We start from the raw sequence: 22,447 nt of genomic DNA, 5'->3' as shown, positions 1-22,447 counted from the left end.
ATGAAACGATTATTGTTATGGATGGTGTTGTTGCTCCCTGTTGTTGCCGGGGCAAAAGAGGAAGAGGCATTCAGGAGATGGGAATTTGCTCTTTCAGGAGGGTTGAATAATAACTACTCCTGGGAGGTGGAGCCGGCGTTTACTTTCTTTGTTTGCCGGTATGTCGGTGTAACAGGAGGTGTTAATTTTACGGGACAGTTTTACGACGAATATTATTCCGGATCTGCTCCGGGAAACATGAGATGGTATATCGGTTCGGATGAATCGAATGTAAAACGGATACTTTTCCGTCCGGCTCTCCGGTTGCGTACACCCAATATAAACAGGTGGGGAGATCGTGACCTGAAGGTGACGTTCAATATGGAACCCGGTGCATATATGGTTGTTCCTGCCAACGAAACGCTTCGGGTGGGTTATGAAAATGAAAAACAACCCACTTCGGCTCTGCATACGGAAGATGTGACTAACCTGAATGGGGATTGGTTGTATTGGAATGTAAGGAGTTTTATGCAGATCGAGGTAGAAAGCTGGGTATTTTCAGCCGGATATACCATTTCTAACTATGATGTGTATGGCGGTCGCCGTAACCTCGTGATTGAACGAAAGCCGTTGAACGATATGCTATGGAAAAAGAAGATGACGCATTCGTTCTTCCTTTCCATAGGCATTCAGTTTTAGAAATTATTTTACAGCTTCTTCCGCTTTCCTGACAGCTTCGTTGATGTTGGAGCAGATATTGTCCGGTCCGATCTTCTTGTCGAATCCGGATTTGGTCAATACCCGGCGTACATCTTCGTTTACTCCGGATAAGATCATATGGATATTTTCTGCTTTCGACAAACGGAACAGGCTTTCCAGGTTATGCAGGCCGGTCGAATCCATAAACGGGACTTTGCGCATGCGGATGATACGTACTTTAGGTTTGTCACCTATGATCTTCATCACATCGTCGAACTTATTAGCTATACCGAAGAAGAACGGGCCGTCGATTTCGTACACTTCTACGCCTTTCGGTAAAGTCAGCACTTCTTCATCATGATGGATTTCTCCTTCATCGGACAGGTCGATTTCGTCTTTGGAAACAGACACATGCGTCGTTTCCGCTACCCGTTTCATAAACAGGAACATAGCGATCAGCAAACCTATTTCAATGGCGATGGTCAGGTCGAAAATAACGGTCAGGAAGAATGTGACCAGCAAAACAGAAACATCGCTTTTCGGATTCTTCATCAACGAACGGAAGGTACGCCATTCGCTCATATTATAAGATACAATAATCAATACCCCTGCCAGGCAAGCCATCGGGATATGCTTGGTAAGCGGTCCGAGAAATAACAGGATCAGCATCAGTACGACTGCATGGATAATACCGGCAACAGGTGTACGGCCTCCGTTGTTGATATTGGTCATTGTACGGGCAATTGCTCCGGTAACGGGAATACCTCCGAAAATGGGAACAATGATATTGGCGGCTCCCTGGGCGATCAGTTCCGTGTTCGAATTATGTTTATCTCCGGTCACACCATCGGCTACAGTTGCCGAAAGAAGTGATTCGATAGCCCCCAGCATGGCGATGGTAAAAGCCGCAGGAAGCAGGAGATTGATTGTTTCCATATTGAAAGAAATAGCTTCCGGTTGCGGGAGGGAAGCATTGATAGTGAAACGGTCGCCAATGGTTTCAATACCAGCGATACCCAGATGATTGCGCATAATATATACGATGACTGTCATGACGATAATAGCAATCAACGATCCCGGTATTTTTTTGGAAAATCGGGGAGAGACGGCAATAATAAGTATACTGACAATCCCTATTACGAACGACCATGGATTGACCGTATGGAAATGTTCGAAGTAAGCAATCCATTTGGAGATAAAATCGGCCGGTACTTTTTCCATCGTCAGTCCGAACAGGTCTTTCATCTGTGTGGTAAAAATGGTCAGTGCGATACCGCTGGTAAAGCCGACAACGATCGGGTAGGGGATGAATTTAATGACTGTGCCGAGTTTTAATGCTCCCATGATTACCAGTATGATACCGGCGATAACGGTTGCAATGGCAAGTCCTTCGATACCGAAATTCTGTATGATACCGTATACGATGACGATAAATGCTCCTGTCGGTCCCCCGATCTGCACATTGCTGCCTCCCAGAAAAGAGACAATGAACCCGCCGATAATTGCGGTGATCAATCCTTTTTCCGGACTAACTCCCGAAGCAATACCGAATGCGATGGCAAGCGGAAGGGCCACAATGCCCACAATGATCCCCGCCATAAGGTCTGCCATGAATTTTTCCTTGGAATAGTTTTTCAGCGCCGAGATCAACTTGGGCTGAAAATCAAATTTACGTTCCATCTTTCTGCCTAGTATGTTAAATTTTGATGCAAAGATACAATAATATTTAGCGTAAAGCATAAAATATAGGATATATTGTAATGTCGACATTGCAAATGTGGTAAAAATTGTATCTGTATCTGTCCTGAACTTCTGATTACTTGTCTTTCGGGAGAAAAGTAATAGATGGAATTTATCTGTTGATAGATATATTTTAAGTAAAAGAATGAATTAAAGTATTAAACATTTTCCTACTTTTGAGAGTTATTTCAATAGGGCGATTTTACAAACTCATTTTATACTACATATATAATTAGCATTATGGAAAAAAGTATTAAAGGTACACGTACCGAACAGAATTTGCTTAAATCATTTGCCGGAGAATCTCAGGCAAGAAGTCGTTACACATTTTTTGCAAGCGTAGCTAAAAAAGAAGGTTACGAACAAATAGCCGGTGTATTTATGGAAACAGCTGAACAGGAAAAAGAACACGCTAAACGTTTCTTCAAATTCCTGGAAGGTGGTATGGTGGAAATTACTGCTTGTTATCCGGCCGGTGTGATCGGCACAACAATGGAAAATCTGGCTGCTGCCGCTGACGGCGAAAATGAAGAATGGGCTGACTTATACCCTGCATTTGCTGACATCGCAGAAGAAGAAGGTTTCAAAAACATTGCTGTTGCTTTCAGAATGATTGCTAAAGTAGAAGCTGAACACGAAAGACGTTACCGTAAACTGCTGGCTAACTTGACAGAAGGCAAAGTATTCGAAAAAGACGAAGCTATCTTCTGGCAGTGCCGTAACTGCGGTTTCGTGATCGAAGGCAAGAAAGCGCCGATGAAATGTCCGGCATGCGAACATCCGCAGGCATATTTCGAACCGATGAAGCAGAACTATTAAAATCTGATTTTAATTAAAAAAATTAAGCGTCCTTATCCAATATATTTGGGATAAGGGCGTTTTTTATTTGTATTCATGCGAATAAAATATATCTTTACCAGCCTATTAATACTTAATTCTAATTTCTTCTGAATAGTTGGCAGAATGAGCATATCGATAAAAGACCTCAATAAGGTGTATCCGAACGGAAACCACGCCTTGAAAGACATTAATCTGGAGATACCTACGGGCATGTTTGGACTGCTCGGGCCCAATGGTGCCGGTAAATCTACATTGATGCGTATCCTGGTTGCATTAATGGAACCATCGTCAGGACAGGTGAATATTTGCGGATACGATCTGTTCAAACAGCGGAAGGAGATCAGGGGAATATTAGGTTATCTCCCGCAGGATTTCCGTTTCTTCGCCAAATATAAGACACATGAATTTCTGGATTATGCGGCCCGTTTATCAGGCATGACAAATGGCAAGCAACGCAAGCAGGCAGTCGATGCCATGCTGGAAAATGTCGGTCTCTTTGATGTGCGCGAACGGTATGCGAATAAACTGTCGGGCGGTATGAAACGCCGTCTGGGTATTGCCCAGGCATTGATCCACCATCCGAAGGTGATAATTGTGGACGAACCGACGACAGGGTTGGACCCGGAAGAACGTATCCGTTTCCGTAATCTGCTGTCGGAAGTCAGTGAGAATGATGTGACGATTATCCTTTCCACCCATATTGTGGGAGATATATCCAGTACCTGCAACTGCATGGCGTTGATGAACAAGGGACAGGTTTCCTTTTACGGTTCTCCGCAGGATATGTTGAAACAGGCGGAAGGGAAAGTATGGCGCATTAAAGTGACAAGTGATGAACTGCACGAGGTGGATAAGAAATATCCTGTTATCTCTACGATTCCTTCCGGTTCCGGTTGGGAAGTGCAGGTGGTGGCCGACGAGATCGAAGGGTATGAGGCTGAATCGTATCCTCCCAATCTGGAACATGCTTATGTATATTATATGGAAAATAAATTGAACCTTTGGACCAATGATTAGTAACCTTTTACTTTACCCCCTATGTCGTTTGTCAACAATATACAATCGGTAGCAAAATACGAAAGCAAGATATTGATCCGAAGCTGGTTCTTTAAGGTGTTTACCGTGCTGGCTCTTCTGATACTCGGATTCTTTGACTTTGGTATGTTGGTTGCCGACAATGGCGGAGGCATGTGGATGTTGAAAGCGCTCCCTTCCAATCTCCCTTACCTGAACCTGCTTTTACTGAATACCGGGCAGGCAGTCATATCGATATTCCTTGCTTCGGAGTTTTTGAAAAGGGATAAGAAGCTGGATACTTCGGAAGTCTTTTATGTCCGTCCGTTGAGCAATGCGGAATATGTGATCGGAAAGATATGGGGAAACCTGCGGGTTTTCCTGATACTGAACCTGATCGTCATGGGAATGGCACTGATATTTAATTTTATAGGATCGGGCATGTCGGTAGACTGGCTATCGTATCCGGTTTATTTCCTGCTGATAAGTATTCCGACACTGATCTTTATCATCGGATTGTCCATCTTCCTGATGCTGGTACTGAAAAATCAGGCGCTGACCTTTATTATCTTATTGGGATATATCGGGTTGACATTGTTCTATATCAGCGATAAGTTTTATTACCTGTTCGATTATATGGCCTATAGTCTGCCGCTGGTTAAATCGACTATCGTGGGCTTTACCAATCTGGAAGTTGTATTGAATCACCGGGCGATCTATTTCTTTGCCGGACTGGCTTTTATCTTTTTTACGATCTTTCTGTTCAGGCGGTTGCCCAATTCGTCGCGCAGTAATTATCCGTGGTTGTTCCTTTCGTTTTGTATGCTGCTGATAAGTGGGGCGGCCGGATATAAACATGTTCATTCCATCCTGGGAGAAGGGAAGGTGCGTACCCTTTACACCGAGATCAATAATAAGTATGTGAATACTCCCAAGATGATAATCAATCAATATGATATATCACTCGAACAGCAACCGGAACGGGTGGTTTCGGAGGTGGAAATGAAAGGAATGGCTTTGCAGCCGGCGACTGTTTTCACTTTTTGCCTGAATCCCGGTTTGCAGGTGGAGGAAATAAAAAGAGGAGGGAGGCCTCTTGATTTCAAGAGGGATAATCAGATACTGCTGGTCGATTTCGGTGAGGAGGTTTTACCTGGCGATACGGTATCTTTCTCTATCAGGTATAGCGGGAAGGTCGACAGCAAGTTCTGTTACCTGGATATTCCGGCAGAGATTTTGCAGAAAGAGCGCAGGGATTTCCTGTTCAATATAGATAAGCAATATGCGTTTCAGACACCGGATTATCTGTTGTTCACTCCCGAAACATACTGGTATCCGCGCCCCGGAACCTCCTACAGCAATGTGAGTCCGGACTGGCAGCAGACTTATTTCAGTAAATTCGGTTTGCGGGTGAAAACGCTTCCGGGTCTCACCCCGCTTTCGCAAGGGGAGGGAGTGAAAGGAGAGGACGGCGTTTATTCGTTTGTCTCCGAATATCCGGCACAGGCAATTTCCGTGATTGTGGGTAAGTACAAACAGCAAAGTCTGGAATCGGACAGTACATTATATAGTATCTGGCACATTGAGGGAAATGATTATTATACGGCTACTTTCGACTCCATACTCGATACCATCCCCAGCTTTATCCGTAATATGAGAGATAATCTGGAACGTAACTATAAACTGAGTTATCCGTTCAGCCGCTTCTCGATCGTGGAAGTGCCTGTTCAGTTCTCCACCTATACCCGTGCCTGGTCGCAGGCTCAGGAAGCTGTACAGCCCGAGATGGTCCTGTTCCCGGAAAAAGGATGTATGTTCGGCCAGCTGGACGTGGACAAGATGTGGCGCAACCAGGTGAAATGGTCGAAGCGGGGAGGACGTGAGATAACGGAGGAAGAGGCAAAGATACGCACGCTGAACAACTTCTTCTGGATATTCCAGCGGCCGGAAGGAAACTATAATTTCTCATCCAGCGGCCGTGGTAATTATAATATCAGTTCGCAGGCAAACCCTTATTTCCTGTTTCCACAATTGTATAATTACCGGTACAATATTTTTTCTCCCGAATGGCCGGTCGCTAATACTGCGATCGAACTTTATCTGCAAAAGAAATCGGATAACTATGGCTGGGAGCGTGAGATCAATGGCATCAGTAACAATGAAAAAGCCAGCCTGCTGATGGAAAAGCAAACCTTTAAGGAGTTGCTGGGAAATGTGGAATACCGGGATTTACTGGAGAATATTATCAGTTTAAAGACTTATCGGCTGTTTGCTATTCCTGAGATCAATATCGGGGTGAATGCATTCAGGGATTCGCTTTATACATTACTCGAACGGAATACTTTCCGGAACATCCAGTTTGAAAGCCTGCTGGATACATTAGGAATGGTCAGCCGGTCGGATATCCGGTCGGGACTGGAGGAATGGTCGCATCCTACGCCTCTGCCAATTTATAGCCTGGGACGACCGGAAGTGACAAAAATCACTAACCGGGGGCAGGAATCTTTTGTCCTGAAAATGCAGGTCAGCAATAATTCGGATTATGATGGAATTATACATATCGATATTCAGGGAGTCGGAAGAAGCAACCAGAATGATATCGATCCGCGTACCAGCCGGAAGATTCCGTTGGAAGCTCACCAGACAAAGGAACTGGTATCCGTTTGGGAGGATGCTCCCCGTGATGTAACCGTCAATACCTTGATATCTGGTAATTTGCCGAGTGTGATCAATCAGCCTGTCGGAAATATCAGACAGGAGAGAAGGCAGAATATAGATGCAGAAGGCGATTTTATAATTTCCGGTTTTTCTTTCGGGACGGAGGGAGAAATTATTGTGGATAATGAGGACAGTACATTGTTTATCCTCTCTGCGCCGGATGTAGTGGGGTTGTTACCCAAATGGCTGGATAAGGTCGAAGATACTTCGTTCAAGTATGCGGGTGTCTCGAGTTGGCGACCTCCGTTGGAGTGGACGGCAACCACCAATGCAAATTATTACGGTAAATATATCCGTTCGGCGTATGTGGTAAAGAGTGGCAATGGTAGCCAGACGGCGATGTGGAAGATTCCTGTCCCGTCGGAAGGTACCTATGATGCCTATTATTATGTGAGCAAGGATAACGAACTCCGGTATAATGACCGGGCCCAGGGGGAATATCGTTTCAGGATCAGGCAGGGGGAAGAAAGCGAAGATGCGTATATCGACCTCCGAAAAGCGAATGAAGGATGGGAACAGCTGGGCGTCTATTATTTTGTGGCCGATACAGCTTACATTACCCTGACGAATGAATGTAAATTAAGAAGTGTAACGGCCGATGCCGTCAAACTGGTAAAACGATAATCATTAAAACAGTCTACTTATATGCAAAGAGAGTTAGTATGGATGAAAAAGATGATCCTTGTGGTTGTTCTCCTGTCGGGAATCCCTCTGTTTTCCCACGGACAACTGTCGCTGACCATCGAGAAGGCATTGGATATAGCAGAAGAGAACAGTCCGACCCTGCGCCGTTCGCACATGAACCTGGACCGGTATCAGGAAACGCTGATCGCCCAGCGGGCTTCCCTTAAATCCAAATTCTCACTGAACCTGAATCCCCTGGATTATAGTAAGAACAGGAGTTTCGACAATCGTCTGTCGCAATGGTATACAAACGAAAAACTCAGTACCAGCGGAACTTTCCGGGTGGACCAGCCTATCTTGTGGACGGATGGTGAGATTTCGTTGATCAATACGTTCGGCTGGCAGGATAATAATTCGAATATCGACGGCGACAAGAATAGCAATAAGGCGTTTAACAACAACCTCTATCTGCAACTCTCGCAACCAATTTTTACTTACAATAAGCGGAAGATGGAGTTGAAACAGATCGAGTATGATTACGAGAATGCCCATATCAGCTATGCTCTCCAACGCTTGAATACCGAAAAAGACATCACCAACCAATTCTATAGTGTTTATATGGCGCAAAGTCAGTTGGCTATTACCCGCGAAGAATTGGTGAATGCCCAGCAAAGCTACGATATTATAAAGAATAAGGTAGAAGCTGACCTGTCAGCCAAAGACGAACTGTTTCAGGCGGAGCTGAACCTGGCAACCGCCCGCTCTTCGGTAGAAGAACAGCAAGTCTCCCTGGAGAATGCAAAAGATAAACTAAAACAGGCATTAGGTATGAACCTGGATGACGACTTGATGGTTTTTGCCGAGATAGATATCAAACCGATCGATGTTAACCTCCGGCAAGCGATAGATCACGGTCTGCAATCGCGCCTGGAGCTTCGCCAGCGGGAAATTGAAAGTGATGAACTTGGTTTCGATATGATTAAGACGAAGGCACTGAATGAATTTAAGGGAGATATCTCACTCTCTTTTGGTTTGATAGGTGACAACAAACGTTTTCAGAATATCTATGAAAACCCGACACAGAACCCGCGGGTGGCAATCAGTTTTACGGTGCCCATCTTCGACTGGGGAGAAAAGAAGGCCCGTGTCCGTGCGCAGAAAGTGGCTCAGAATATCAACAAACTTGATTTCCATGAAGATAAAGTCGATATCGAATTGAATATCCGCCAAGTATGGCGTAGCCTGGAAAACTTACGGACACAGATAGAGATTGCCGAACAGAACGTGCTGAATGCACAGCGTACATACGATCTGAACCTGACCCGTTATCGTGAAGGTGATCTGACCGGAATGGAAATGAGTCAGTTTCAGACACAGTTGTCGAATAAGAAGATCTCTTATACACAAGCCCTGATCAATTACAAGATCGAATTGTTGAATCTTAAAATACTTTCCCTGTACGACTTTGAGCTGAATGCTCCGATCGTTCCGATGAAAGACTTTATATCAGAAAAATAATCAGCCATGAAACATTATAGTCATACCTTTGTATCTCTTGTATTACTAGCCATAGTAACAACCGGTTGTAACAACCAGCCGCAGAATCCTCCCAGCGATATAGCCACACCGGTTTCGGTAACGGAACTGAAAAAAGGTTCTATCAGTAAACTGATTAACACGACCGGGACGGCACAACCTACGTATGGAGTCGATCTTAACTCGGAAATGAGCGGTCTGTACAAACTCCAGATCAACCCGAAGACAGGAAGACCTTTCAAACTGGGCGACTTGGTCTCTAAAGGACAGCTGATTATCCATCTGGAAGATAAGGAATATGAGAACGGTATTGCCATAGATGCCAAGGAATTGAGTCTGGAAATAGCAGAACAGGAACAGTCGAAACAGAAAGCCCTTTATGAAAAAGGCGGTGTGACCCTGAGTGAAATGCGTAATACCGAAGTGAAAGTGACGAATGCCCGTTATGACCTCGAGAATGCCCGGATCAATCTGGAAAAGATGAATATAAAGGCTCCTTTCGACGGTGTTATTGTCGATCTGCCTCATTACACGACTGATGTGCGGGTAGAACAGGGAAAACCGATGGTGGGTATTATGGATTATGCCCGGATGTACATGGATGTCAACCTGCCGGAAAGTGCCATCAGTTATGTCAAATCGGATCAGCCTGTATTTATTACACATTATACATTGCCGGAAGATACATTGAAGGGAGTGATCAGCGAACTTTCGCCGGCTATCAGTACGGAAACACGCACATTCAAGGGAAAAGTGCTGATACAGAACAATGACCTGAAACTGCGTCCGGGAATGTTCGTCAAGGCGGATATCGTCGTTGACAGGGCCGACAGCGCTATCATTATTCCGAAAGACGTGGTACAATCCAACCGTCGCCGCAAATTTGTGTTTATAGTGGATAAGAATACGGCTATCCTGCGGAATATCAAGACCGGAATGGAAGACGAGAACAATATCGAGGTACTGGAAGGCCTTCGCGAAAACGACAACCTTGTCACCAAAGGCTTTGAAACATTGAAGGAGAACAGTAAGGTGAAAGTACAGAAATAATAATATGCCAATATGCTAATATGGCGCTTTGCTAAATGTGCCAATAATATATTCTATTGGCATATTGACACATTGACAAATTAGCACATTATTAGTTATGAAGAACATTGTCAAATTTGCGGTAAGCAATCCGGTCACTATTTGTATGGTCGTGCTGGCCATCCTGCTGTTGGGAAAGATTTCCTACGACCAGCTGAGTGTCGACCTGCTGCCCGACCTGAATAATCCCCGGCTGTTCATCGAGTTGAAGGCCGGCGAGCGTCCGCCGGAAGAGATCGAGAAGCAGTTTGTGAAGAACATGGAGTCGATGGCTATCCGCCAGAGCGATGTCACGCAGGTTTCGTCGGTTGTTAAAGCCGGTTCGGCCCGTATCACAGTGGAATATACCTGGACGAAAGACATGGATGAGGCTTTCCTCGACTTGCAGAAAGCGATGAATCCGTTTGCCCAGAATAAAGATATCACCGAGTTGAAGATCACGCAACATGATCCGAACCAGTCACCGGTTATCCTGATCGGAATGTCCCATCAGAATATAACCGATATGGCAGAACTCCGGAAGGTGGCGGAAAGCTATATCCGCAACGAGTTGATCCGGTTGGAAGGCGTTGCCGAGGTAACGTTGTCAGGACAGGAGGAGAGTACCCTGACGATCCGTACCGATCCTTATAAACTCGATGCCTTCGGTCTGAAGATAGAAGATATCGCTTCGCGTATTGAAGCAAACAATCAGAGCATATCGGGAGGCCGTGTCAGTGAACTGGGCTTGCAGTATCTGGTGAAAAGTTCCAGTCTGTTCGGTTCGGAAGAAGATTTCGAGAACCTGATAGTCGGTTATAAACAGGTGGCTAAACAGGAAACAGGCACGAATGCTTCCGCCGGTGCGGCAACGGCTTCGGGCAACAAGGCTCCGCTTTTCCTGCGGGAAGTCGCTACCGTAACTTTTGAAAATGCCCGCCCCGACAATATTGTTCGTATCAACGGCAAACGTAGCATAGGACTTTCGATCTATAAAGAAATGCGTTATAACACCGTGAAGGTGGTGGACGGTGTATCCCGTCAGCTGGGTGTTATCGAACAGGCGTTGCCCGGTTATCAGTTTAAAGTGATAACCAACCAGGGTACGTTTATCAAGAATGCGATCGGGGAGGTGAAAGACAGTGCCGTGCTGGGTATCGTCCTGGCGGTTGTCGTGCTGTTCGTTTTCCTTCGCCGGTTCGGGACGACGCTGATTGTCAGTATGGCGATTCCTATTTCGATTGTCGCTACTTTCAACCTGATGTTCTTTAACGGGCTTACACTGAATATTATGACGCTCGGAGGTTTGGCTCTGGGAGCCGGTATGTTGGTGGATAATGCTATTGTCGTTATCGAAAGCATCTTCCGGAACCAGGAGAAAGGGTTGTCCATACGTGAAGCGGCTATTACGGGGACGTCGGAGGTGGCGGGGGCTGTTATTGCCTCGACGCTGACGACTATTGTGGTTTTCCTGCCGATCGTTTACCTGCATGGGGCGTCGGGGGAATTGTTTAAGGACCAGGCCTGGACCGTGACGTTCTCGCTGGTGTCGTCGCTGTTTGTGGCTATTTTGGTGATACCGATGTTGTATGACAGGTTGATGAACACACCCCCTGCCCCCTCTCGAGAGGGGAACCGGATACCATCGGATGCTAAAAAAGAAGCTGGTAATGAGACGGGAAGAGGTATTCAGTTGTTAGGGTACAGCAATTTGTTACGTAGCCTGATCGGGCATCGCTGGATTGTCATTTCGGCGGCAGTCGGGTTGATGGTGCTGACGGTTTTTCTGCTTCCTTTCATTGGGACGGAGTTTATGCCGCGCATGGAAAGTAAAGCTTTTACTGTTGTGGTGAAGATGCCGGAAGGGACAAAACTGGAACGTACTTCTTCGGCGGTGGCGAACCTGGAAGAATTGCTTTATACCATTACGGGCGATAGCCTGCTGACCGTTTACAGCCATATCGGCGAGGGTAGCGGTTCGGAGAATGCCATCTTCGAAGGAGAGAACACGGCAATGATGAAAGTAGTCCTTTCCTCCGAGTGCCGGGTAGCTCCCGAGGCTGTTATCGAACAGTTTGTTCATACGGCGGAGAATCCTGACGGACTGGAACTGACCATCAAACAGGAGGAAAATTCTCTCAGCTCGTTGCTGGGTAGCGAAGGTGCCCCTATCGTCGTTGAGGTGAAAGGGGAAGAACTGGATGAAATAGCCGATATTACGGAAGAAGTGAAAAGCCGGATGCAGGAGGTATCGGGCCTCTATAATATCGTATCTTCCATTGAAGACGGTGCTCCGGAGATAACGATTTCCATCAACCGGACGATCGCGGGTATCAACAACCTGAGTGTATCGACTGTCATCGAACAATTGAAACAACAACTCAGCGGGAAAGAAGCCGGAAAGATGGAATATCGCGGAGAGATGCGCGACATCGTCATCAAGGTTCCTGATATTCCGCTGCGTGCCCTGGGTGATCTGGTTATCAAGAATGGCGAACAGGAGTTTCGCCTGCGTGAGATAGCCACCTTTGGCGAATCGCAGGCCCCGAAAGAAATATACCGCCGTAATCAGAACCGCATCAGCAAGGTAATGGCCAATATGGATGCCGGTAAGTCGCTGGACAAGGTGGCGGAAGAAATCCGTCAGGCGGTGAAAGGCATCGAACTGCCGGTCAACTATTCGGTTACGGTAACCGGAGAAGAGGAGAAGCGTCAGGAGTCGATGAACAGCCTGCTGTTTGCCCTTGCCCTGTCGGTCATCCTGGTGTATATGGTGCTGGCTTCCCAGTTCGAATCGCTGCTGCATCCTTTCACGATCCTGCTGACAATTCCACTGGCGGTGGTAGGTGCTATCCTGTTGTTCTTCCTGACCGGCACGACGATCAATATGATGGGAGTGATCGGTATCGTGATGCTGGTAGGTATCGCGGTGAACAACTCGATCATCCTCGTAGACCGTATCAACCAGCTGAAAGCAGACGGAACCGGCTTGACAGATGCCATCGTACAGGCCGGCCAACAACGTATCCGTCCGATTATCATGACAACGCTTACTACGATACTTGCCCTGCTCCCGATGACGTTCAGCTTTGGCGAAGGCGCTTCGTTGCGTTCGCCGATGGCTATTGCCGTGATCGGAGGGTTGGTGACATCTACTTTAATGAGTTTGATGGTGATACCATGTGTCTATTATATATTGGAAAAGGTAAAAATAGGCGTAAATAACAGAAAAGCATGAACTTTCTACTACATAGAAGAATAACGATCTGTATGCTGTTTATCGCACTGACCATGCTTGGTTACGTGTCGTATAAGCAGTTGCCGGTGGAGTTATTGCCCAATGCCGAACTGCCGATGCTGTTCGTACAGGTTTCGTCCCAGCAGGATATGGACCCTTCGTACGTGGAATCGGAAATCGTTATTCCGCTTGAAGGAGCGATCAGTTCGATTGGAGGGGTGGATAAGATACAATCCACCGTCGACAGCCGCCAGTCTACCATACAGATAGATTTCAAAAATACGGTGAACTTCAAGATCACCTCCCTGAAACTACAGGAGAAGGTGAACGAGCTGGCAGCCACTTTCCCCGACGGCTTCAATGTGCAGTTGCAGAAGGTCGATGTCGGCCAGATGGCCAATAACTTTATGGTTCTGCAAGTACGCGGTTCGGGCGGTGTCGACAGGGTACGTAATATTGTGGATAAGGAGATCCGTTCCGACCTGGAGAATGTGGACGGGGTCGCTTCCGTCAATATCTACGGCGGCCGGGAGAAAGCGATCGAGATACGCCTCAACCCTGAGGCTTGCAAGGCGTTGAACCTGACGCCGTCTTCCATCAGCGGCCTGCTGACACAGAACACGCAGGATAAGGCCTTTGTCGGTTTTGCCAATGAACCGGACAGCAAATACTTTATCCATGTCAATGCTCTTTATTCGAAGGTGTCCGACCTGGAGAATATCGTGGTCGCCCCCGGTCCTGTACTGCTGAAAGATGTAGCCACCGTCTTTTTCGACCTGAAGGAAGAGACTTCATATAGCCGTGTGAACGGAAAAGATGCGGTATCGGTCGCCTTGATGAGCGATTCGCAGGCGAACCTGATCGACTTGTCGCACCGGGCCGTCGAGGCAATCGACCGGCTGAACGAGAAGCTGGCTTATCTCGATGTGGAAGTGGTGGTGCAGGAGAATACGGCTGAGACGATGGAGAATAATATCGACCAGATCATCAATCTCGCCTTAGTGGGCGGTCTGCTGGCCATACTGATTCTCTGGCTGTTCCTGAAGAACCTGCGGCTGGTATTTTTTATTGCCCTTTCAATCCCTATATCCGTTTATACGGCATTTAATTTCTTCTATGCCTTTGGGATAACGATCAACAGCCTGACGCTGGTGGGGATGGCACTGGCAATCGGGATGCTGCTCGACAATAGTGTGGTGGTGCTTGAAAATATCTACCGCCTCTCAGCTTCCGGTTGTACGCCCGAACGTTCCGTTACACAGGGTACAAAGGAGGTATGGCGTTCTATCGTGGCGGCTACGTTGACGACGGTGACGGTCTTCCTTCCCTTCGTTTTCTCCGATAACTTTATGATCAAGCTGATCGGGCATCATATCGGTGTCTCGATCATCTCCACCCTGACCATCTCGTTGTTTGTCGCCCTGCTGTTCATCCCGATGGCAACTTACCTGCTGCTGAGGAAGAAAAATGGGCAGAGCGTCTTTTATGAAAAGGTTTCGATTGTACAGCGTCCTGTACAGGTCTACCTGGTTTTGCTGAAAACATGTATGCGGAATCCGGGGGTAACGATCTTCGGGGCGATCATCGTCCTGTTCGTCACCCTGATCCTTTCCATCTACATGAATGTGCAGCAGATGAAAGATGTAAATACCGACCGCATCAATATCTATGTGACGATGCCGACGGGCAGTACGCTCGATAATGCGGATAAACTGGTGAAGGTGATCGAAGCGCGCCTGGACAGTTTTCCCGGCAGGAAAGACTTGATCAGTCGTATAAATGAAAAGAATGCCGTCCTCACGCTTAACTTCACCGATGACTTTGTGAAGAAGGCGGGAAGTAAAATGGCTGAATATAAAGCCACGGTGCAGGCCACCGTATCCAATATTCAGGGAGCGGAAATCTCTGTGGAGGAATCGATGTCGGGTGGCGGCGGAGGTGGTGGCGCAGGAGGAGGGGCCATGGCCGGCCTGGGTAATTTCATGCGTCTGCTGGGTATCGGCGAGAACCGTGAACGGATCGTGATAAAAGGCTCCGGTTTCGATGTGATGCAACTGGTAGCCGAAGATTTCCGCTATTACCTCGATGAACAGGAGTTTATCCGTGGTTCGCGCGTCTCCTATAACCGCCGGCAGCCTGAAATCCACCTCGATTTCGATCCGATCCTGCTGACTTCATACGAGATTACCCGTGCCAATATTTCCTCCGGGCTGGCGGCGCTTAATCCGGAGTATTCTTCGGGTACCTCTTTCAAGATCGGAGAGGATACCTACGATATCATCATCCGTAATGATGTTCCCGGCGACGAAGAGACTGAGGAAGAAGAGGCGGAGACGGAAAAGAAAGACAAAACCGTCGATGACCTGCGCCGCGTACAGATACAGAATGCCAACGGAGGACTGCATGATTTGCAGGACTTGGCTTCTGTTAATTATGGCCGGGGACGTACCCGTATCATGCGGGTCAACCAGGATAAACAGATAGAGGTATTCTATAATTTCTCCAAAGACGTACAATCGTCGAAAGACCTGCTTGAGGGATATCGCTCGGATATCGACCAGTTGGTTGCTAATTATAATCTGCCGTCAGGGGTTGCCGTGGAGGTGTTCCATGAAGAAGATGAGTTTGCAGACTTTAAGTTCCTGATACTGGCAGCTTTCATCCTTATCTTTATGATACTGGCCTCTGTCTTTGAATCGCTGGTGACGCCTTTTGTCCTGCTTTTCTCGATTCCGCTGGCTGCTATCGGTTCTTTGCTGGCGTTGTTGCTGACAAGCAATAGCCTGCTGAATGCGAATACGCTGACCGGTTTCCTGATCCTGTTGGGCGTGGTCGTGAATAACGGTATCATCCTGATAGACTATTCCAATATCCTCCGCAAACGAGGCTACAGGCGTAACAGGGCATTGATGACGGCTGGCTTGTCGCGTATCCGTCCGATCTTGATTACGTCGATAACGACAATTGTCGCCATGTTCCCGTTGGCGATGGGCGATTCGGAATATGCCGGTGCTATCGGTGCACCGTTTGCCATTACGGTGATCGGCGGGCTGACATTCTCTGCGTTACTGACGCTGATCCTGATACCGACTGTTTGTATGGGATTGGAGAATACCTTGCAGTGGTATCGGGGCCTGTCTCCTAAAATATGGGTGTTCCATCTGATACTGTTCCTGTTGGGTGTTGTTGGTATCTGGTTGTATGCCGACGGGATGCTGTGGCAGTCTGTTTACATGGTTCTTCTGGTTTTCGGTATTCCGGGAGTGACTTATTTTGCTCAGACCAGTTTGAGGCGTGCCCGTTCGAAAGTAATCGATCCCGGGGAAGATATACATATCTCTGTCCGCAATCTGGTGAAGATATACGACTGGCCGGGACGTATCAGCCGTCAGTGGAATAGCGGCCTGAATATCCGCCGGCATCTGGGACTGAGCAATGAATATCGTTCGCTGAAAGACTTTGTCAACGTTCTGTGGCAGTTCGGTATGTTGCTTTTCGGTATGTATTTCACCTGGTTCTTCATCAATAACAGGCTGTGGATATTCCTGTTGTCGTTTGCCATCTATGCCACGATCCTTTATCTGTGGCGGAAGGTTCGTCAATACCTGTTCTACCGTTTCGGGGAAAATAAGCGGGTGAAATATATAAACCGTCTGATATTCTGGAGTATTCCTCCGATCATTCTGTTTGTTCTGTTCCGGAAGATGGATAATACCGGACTGATTTCCGTTGTGGGCCTTCTGTGGGCCTTCTGTATTGCCGTATATGTTTCTTCGCAATACTTGTATGAAAAGAATGTCAATATAGAACGTATCAAAGGACGGCTGGCCGGACTTCGCCGTTCCTGGTTCCGTATGGTCAAAGGGATTCCGTTGATCGGGAAACAGCGCAGGCCTTTCAAAGCCTTGCGAGGCGTATCTTTTGAGATCCGTACGGGAATGTTCGGTCTGCTGGGACCTAATGGCGCCGGCAAATCAACTCTGATGCGTATTATCTGCGGTATCTTGGAACAGAGTTACGGCAGCATCTGGATCAATGGACTGGATACCCGCATTTACCGGGAGGAATTGCAGAGCCTGATCGGCTTCCTTCCGCAAGAGTTCGGAACTTACGAGAATATGTCTTCCTGGGAGTTTCTCGATTATCAGGCGATTCTGAAAGGACTTACCGATAATAGGTTGAGGGAAGAACGTCTGGAATATGTATTGAAAGCAGTTCATATGTATGAACGGAAAGACGACAAGATCGGTTCTTTCTCCGGCGGTATGAAACAGCGTATCGGTATAGCCCTCATCCTGCTTCATCTTCCCCGTATTCTGGTGGTGGATGAGCCAACAGCCGGTCTCGACCCGCGTGAACGTATCCGTTTCCGTAACCTGCTGGTAGAGTTGAGTAAAGATCGTATCGTGATCTTCTCCACGCATATTATCGAAGATATTTCCAGTTCATGCAGCCAGGTGGTGGTTATCAACAAAGGCGAGCTGAAATACTTCGGCGATCCGACCGATATGGTAGACATGGCTACCGGTAAGGTCTGGCAGTTCCATATCGACCGTGAGTCGTTCGAACAGGTGCTGGATAAAACGATGGTGATTCATCATATACAGGATGGAGATACGATACAGGTGCGTTACCTGTCTGTCGGTTCGCCTTATGAGGGAGCCGTAGAGGTAGAGCCGAACCTGGAAGATGCTTATCTCTGCTTGCTGAAAAATATGGAAGGGAAAAGCGAACAATGAGTTTCTTGCTAGTGTCAGACGTGATGCGAGACTCAAGTGGTAGATTAATGTTGTAAAAAGATAGTTATGACGATAAAGCAATTGATACCTTTATTACCCAAGGTGGTAAAATATAACCTGAAGATCATCTTCGCCGGCAAGTTCATCTGGTTCTTGCTGGCGGCATTCGCATTCTTTGCCTATTTCATGTTCCAGGCTGCCTGGAATAGGGCGGAGATCAACGAAGGACTGATCTATAACCTTTTGATGTTCCCTTGTGTCCTGCTGGTATTCTATCCTGCCGTATTCGGCATCCAGAATGATGAGGATAACCGGATACTGGAAATCCTTTTCGGTATCCCTGACTACAAATATAAGGTCTGGGGAGTGCGCCTGTTGATGATTTATGTCGCTATATTTTTTATCCTGGTGGCTTTTTCTTATCTGGCTACATTATTGTTGTATCCGGTCAATCCGTTCGAGATGTCTGTCCAGTTGATGTTCCCCCTTGTCTTTTTCGGGAATCTGGCCTTTATGCTCTCCACCATCACCCGTAGCGGTAACGGCACGGCTGTGTTTACGATTATTCTGGCTATTCTCCTTCTGATAACGAGTGAGATGGAAATAATAGAACGTTCATTTTGGAATATTCTCCTGAATCCTTTTAAAGTACCTGATAACTTCCTGCCGGTAATCTGGGAAGGGTTGATCGTAAAGAACCGTATTTTCCTTTTGATAGGTGGCATTGTGTGGATGATGATCGGGTTGCTGAATTTGCAGAAGAGGGAGAGGTTTATATAAATAATCAGGCACGGATCACATGCTTTTATTAATAAGTTGTGTGTAATTCGTGCCTGAACTGTATGATCTTAACTGTTCTTGTCTACCCAATCCCTACCTTTCTTAGTTTTGAAAAGGAGAATATATGCTATAAGGACAGCGCCTCCTAAAAGAGAATATAATAATATAGCAGGTCCCATAATTATTTATGTTTTAAAGTTAATACTATAAACCCAACAATACATAATGTAATGGCTAAACCTATAGCGATTACTATTACCACATATTTATCGGAGTTAAGCTGTATAACTGTTGTAATAACAGCTCCTCCAATGATCAGCTTCGATAGATCCAATAAGTACCTTCCAAACTCTTTAGAGAAACGGATTTCCTCTTTCCGTATCTGCTCCTATATGACAGGAACAGGTACAATCCTTGTCTTATGCCTATTCTTCATAGTTAAATAATTTTGTTACAGGCAAAGATAGGATATAATATTGAAAGAGTGTAGGAATAACTGCTAAAAATTATATCTCATCCGGCCAGGGGCAAGGTTTGCCGGTTGCCTTAAACGATGGGCGCTGTGCCTCCATCTTTCGTAACTGTTTGCCCAGGTCTTTGGATAGTTTTTTTATTAAGTCGGGACGGGAAGCGGACAAGTCATTCTTTTCGCCTATATCGTCGGGTATATTGAATAACTCTTTCTTTCCTGTCTCATAATAATAGATTAGTTTCCAGTCACCCTGGCGGATTGTGCAGGTGGCTCCGATACCCGGCCCTGTGTTGCCCCAAAGGTTCGGGAAGTTCCAGTATAGGCTGCGTCCTTTGGAGGGATCGCCGGTATTGGTTAGCAGCGGCATGAAGCTGACGCCGTCTATCGGCTGGATAGTCTCGTATTTCTTTATTTCGGCCATTTCAAGGATGGTCGGGAAGAAGTCTTCGATGATCAGGTATTTGTCGCATTTGGTCTGTGGTTGTACCTTGCCCGGCCAGCTGACGATCATCGGTTCACGAACGCCGCCTTCGTAAGCGGAGCCTTTACCGCTGTTTAGCGGGGAGTTCTGGGTATGAGGTTTGCCGTCGCGCCATTCCGGTTCGGCAGCCAGACCGCCGTTGTCGGACATGAAGATGATGATCGTGTTATCCGCCAGCTTGTTCTTCTCCAGATAATCCATGATATCGCCCAGACTTTTGTCCATTCCCTCTATCAAAGCGGCATAAGCGGCTTCTTTCTCTCCCAGCCCTTTGTCGATATATTTCTGATAGAAACGCATATCCTTGTCTATCGGGACATGAATGGCATAATGCGACATGTAAAGGAAGAACGGCTGGTCGTATTGTTGCGCCTTATCCAGTGCTTTGGTAGCTTCCTGTGTCAGGGCTTCGGAGATAAAGATATCCTTTCCCCAGTATTTATCCAGACCCGGAACGGCGAACCAGGGACTCGGCTTGCCGTCTGTCCGGTTACCGAAATTGGCTTCTCCCAAGTAGCTGGCAAGGCCACCGCCGGCATGTCCGGCAATGTTTACTTCGAATCCGAAATGATACGGGTTCTCTCCCGGTGTATCTACCGCTCCCCAATGGGCTTTTCCGCAATGGATGGTATGATAACCGTTATCTTTCAGTATTTGAGCCATAGAGGTAACCTGGTAAGTATGTTCGATGCCTGCGACCTCACAGATACCGTTTACATTCCAGTCCGGCAATTCCAGCACATCGCTTTGCCGGTCTGTCGATTTGTTTTTGGGGTATGTCCAGTTCGTTACCCGGTGACGGCCTGCATTCATGCCGGTATAGAGGCTGCAACGGCTCGGCGAGCTGATACTGGAAGCATAAGCCTGGGTAAACATCATACCCTGGCGGGCGAGGCGTTCCATGTTAGGCGTTTCGTATACTTCATTATAATGTGTCTTTTCCTTCCAGAAAGGGAGGGAAGTATCTTGCCAGCCCATATCATCTACCAAGAAGAGAATAATATTCGGCCGGTCTTGCGGTTTGGCCGCTTCAGCTTGCCCGGCTGTTCCCAATAAAGGAAGTGTTGCCAGTGATAGAAATAGTCTCTTGTTCATACTCGTATCATTTTAGTTCATTTGTTTATTTATTGGACGTTGAAAACACTGAAGTTACGTATATCCGGTTGTGCTACCGATTGAGAGATTGTCAGGCGCAAAGCCGAAGCCTCTACCGTCGGGAATTGCTCGATACGCTTGTGCCCTACCGATTCGCCTTCGCAAACGGTTTGCCATTTGCCGTTTACTCTGGCTTCTATTTTATATTGACGGATACGCTCACCGTTCCGGATGTTCTCCTGGATAATGCAATGATTGACCGGTTGTGCCTTATCCAGTTTTAGTATCAGGCTTCTCTTTTGTCCGGAGGTAGAGGCAAGCGGGGAAGAGAAGCGGCGGTTTATCTCGTCGCCCCATTCTTTCAGTCGTTGTACGTCGCCGGATGGAATCAGGCCTGTTGTATCGGGTGTCAGACCGACAATCAGTGTTGCATTCCTGCCGACCGATTTATAATACATATTCATTAAAGATTCAACCGGGTAAACCGTATTTTCGTCATCCGGCTCCCAGAACCATTCATGCCGTCCGTTCATGCCCCGCAAGGGAGTGTCTGCCATAGCCGGAACCCAGTATTTTCCATCCTTGTCGCCCTGTTTCAACAGGTCGTTATGGTTTCGGCTCCCTTCCGTATTATTGCTGTGTGAGTAAGGGTAGGGGAAAGAAGACCAGCAGGGATAACCGACCGTACCTGTCTCAGAACCGCCCCAGCGGAAATCCGCCCGGTCTACGTTATGATAGAAAAGGCATTCCGGCTGATACTTGCTGACGATGGGTAATACGTCCGGCCCGTCGCCTTTCGGATCGTCTGCGCCACCGTCAAACCAGATCATAAACAAATCACCGTAGCGGCTGCAAAGTTCTTCAACCATGCGTTCGCAGAAATGCTTATACCATTGTTGACGGTTAGCGGCAAACTCTCCTTCTCCCTGTACCTTGAAATTATGAACGCCAAAAAGTGAGTTCCACCGGATACCGACATAGATCCCCGGCATTATATCGTATTTTCTACATGAATTGACAAAGTCGCGGATGATGTCCCCTTTCCCGTCGCGCCATTTCACGGCTTTCAGGCAATAGGGATTGATATCGCTCTGGTAAATGGCAAAGCCCGTCTCATGGGTGGCCGTCAGGACGGCAAACTTGGCCCCGGCTGCTTTTGCCGCCTGTACCCACTGGTCCGTATTTAGTTGGGTAGGGTTGAAGATATTGTAATCTTCTATCGGTTGGACGCGGTTATTGCCCTGGCCATATTTGATGCCGTCAAAGACATGGAGGTCATAGTGGAAGACAACGCCCATTTCCGATTCGTGCCATTTCAACTGGTGGGGGGCTGGACGGGGGATATCCGCCTCTTGTCCCGTTGCCGGGAAAATACTTGCTATCAGTAAGATTGCCAGATAAAGATGTGTTTTCATGTGTATATA

At 47.0% G+C, this 22,447-nt stretch carries 13 protein-coding genes; 9 read left to right on the top strand and 4 right to left on the bottom strand.

Translation table 11 applies throughout. The annotated features are described in order from the left end of the window. Entirely contained in the window at positions 1-678 is a 678-nt protein-coding gene (locus NBH14_RS00475; protein ID WP_186957896.1) for a hypothetical protein, read from the top strand. Between the two features lie 3 nt (positions 679-681). Here the strand turns inward: NBH14_RS00475 and NBH14_RS00470 are convergent, their stop codons facing one another. After that, the gene (locus NBH14_RS00470) at positions 682-2,358 is read right to left on the bottom strand and encodes a SulP family inorganic anion transporter (protein ID WP_186957895.1); all 1,677 of its coding nucleotides are present in this window, start codon (positions 2,356-2,358) and stop codon (positions 682-684) included. Between the two features lie 300 nt (positions 2,359-2,658). On the opposite strand from NBH14_RS00470, the gene rbr reads away from it, so the two are divergent. From rbr to NBH14_RS00430, 8 genes are all read left to right on the top strand, one after another. Continuing rightward, positions 2,659-3,237: a rubrerythrin gene (gene rbr, locus NBH14_RS00465; RefSeq protein ID WP_128133385.1), complete on the top strand. Its 579-nt coding sequence runs from the start codon at positions 2,659-2,661 to the stop codon at positions 3,235-3,237. 144 nt (positions 3,238-3,381) lie between these two features. Then, positions 3,382-4,275 (top strand): ABC transporter ATP-binding protein, encoded by an 894-nt coding sequence (locus tag NBH14_RS00460; RefSeq protein ID WP_044215046.1) that lies wholly within the window; start codon positions 3,382-3,384, stop codon positions 4,273-4,275. A gap of 21 nt (positions 4,276-4,296) precedes the next feature. Further along, positions 4,297-7,614, top strand: coding sequence for a golvesin C-terminal-like domain-containing protein (locus tag NBH14_RS00455; RefSeq protein WP_250817032.1), 3,318 nt, complete (start codon positions 4,297-4,299; stop codon positions 7,612-7,614). Positions 7,615-7,635: 21 nt separating this feature from the next. After that, positions 7,636-9,132, top strand: coding sequence for a TolC family protein (locus NBH14_RS00450; RefSeq protein WP_009860439.1), 1,497 nt, complete (start codon positions 7,636-7,638; stop codon positions 9,130-9,132). 6 nt (positions 9,133-9,138) lie between these two features. Further along, positions 9,139-10,200: an efflux RND transporter periplasmic adaptor subunit gene (locus NBH14_RS00445; protein WP_186957893.1), complete on the top strand. Its 1,062-nt coding sequence runs from the start codon at positions 9,139-9,141 to the stop codon at positions 10,198-10,200. Positions 10,201-10,297: 97 nt separating this feature from the next. Next, entirely contained in the window at positions 10,298-13,456 is a 3,159-nt protein-coding gene (locus NBH14_RS00440) for an efflux RND transporter permease subunit (RefSeq protein WP_128133382.1), read from the top strand. Beyond that, positions 13,453-18,195: an efflux RND transporter permease subunit gene (locus NBH14_RS00435; protein ID WP_250817030.1), complete on the top strand. Its 4,743-nt coding sequence runs from the start codon at positions 13,453-13,455 to the stop codon at positions 18,193-18,195. Before NBH14_RS00440 ends, NBH14_RS00435 begins: the two co-directional genes overlap by 4 nt. 66 nt (positions 18,196-18,261) lie before the next feature. Beyond that, positions 18,262-18,975 carry a hypothetical protein gene (locus NBH14_RS00430; RefSeq protein WP_009860435.1) on the top strand — a complete coding sequence of 238 codons (714 nt, stop codon included), beginning with the start codon at positions 18,262-18,264 and terminating at the stop codon, positions 18,973-18,975. Positions 18,976-19,156: 181 nt separating this feature from the next. Here the strand turns inward: NBH14_RS00430 and NBH14_RS28745 are convergent, their stop codons facing one another. The 3 genes from NBH14_RS28745 to NBH14_RS00420 form a co-directional block, all read right to left on the bottom strand. After that, the gene (locus NBH14_RS28745) at positions 19,157-19,342 is read right to left on the bottom strand and encodes a DUF6722 family protein (RefSeq protein WP_350464036.1); all 186 of its coding nucleotides are present in this window, start codon (positions 19,340-19,342) and stop codon (positions 19,157-19,159) included. A gap of 139 nt (positions 19,343-19,481) precedes the next feature. Next, complete coding sequence (locus NBH14_RS00425) at positions 19,482-21,023, bottom strand: sulfatase (RefSeq protein WP_250817028.1); 1,542 nt, start codon at positions 21,021-21,023, stop codon at positions 19,482-19,484. A gap of 29 nt (positions 21,024-21,052) precedes the next feature. Continuing rightward, the gene (locus NBH14_RS00420) at positions 21,053-22,438 is read right to left on the bottom strand and encodes an alpha-L-fucosidase (protein WP_250817026.1); all 1,386 of its coding nucleotides are present in this window, start codon (positions 22,436-22,438) and stop codon (positions 21,053-21,055) included. Between the last annotated feature and the right edge of the window lie 9 nt (positions 22,439-22,447).

The organism is Parabacteroides caecihominis (assembly GCF_023656785.1).
Taxonomy (GTDB): domain Bacteria; phylum Bacteroidota; class Bacteroidia; order Bacteroidales; family Tannerellaceae; genus Parabacteroides; species Parabacteroides segnis.
This window is presented reverse-complemented; position numbering and strand designations above follow the sequence as displayed.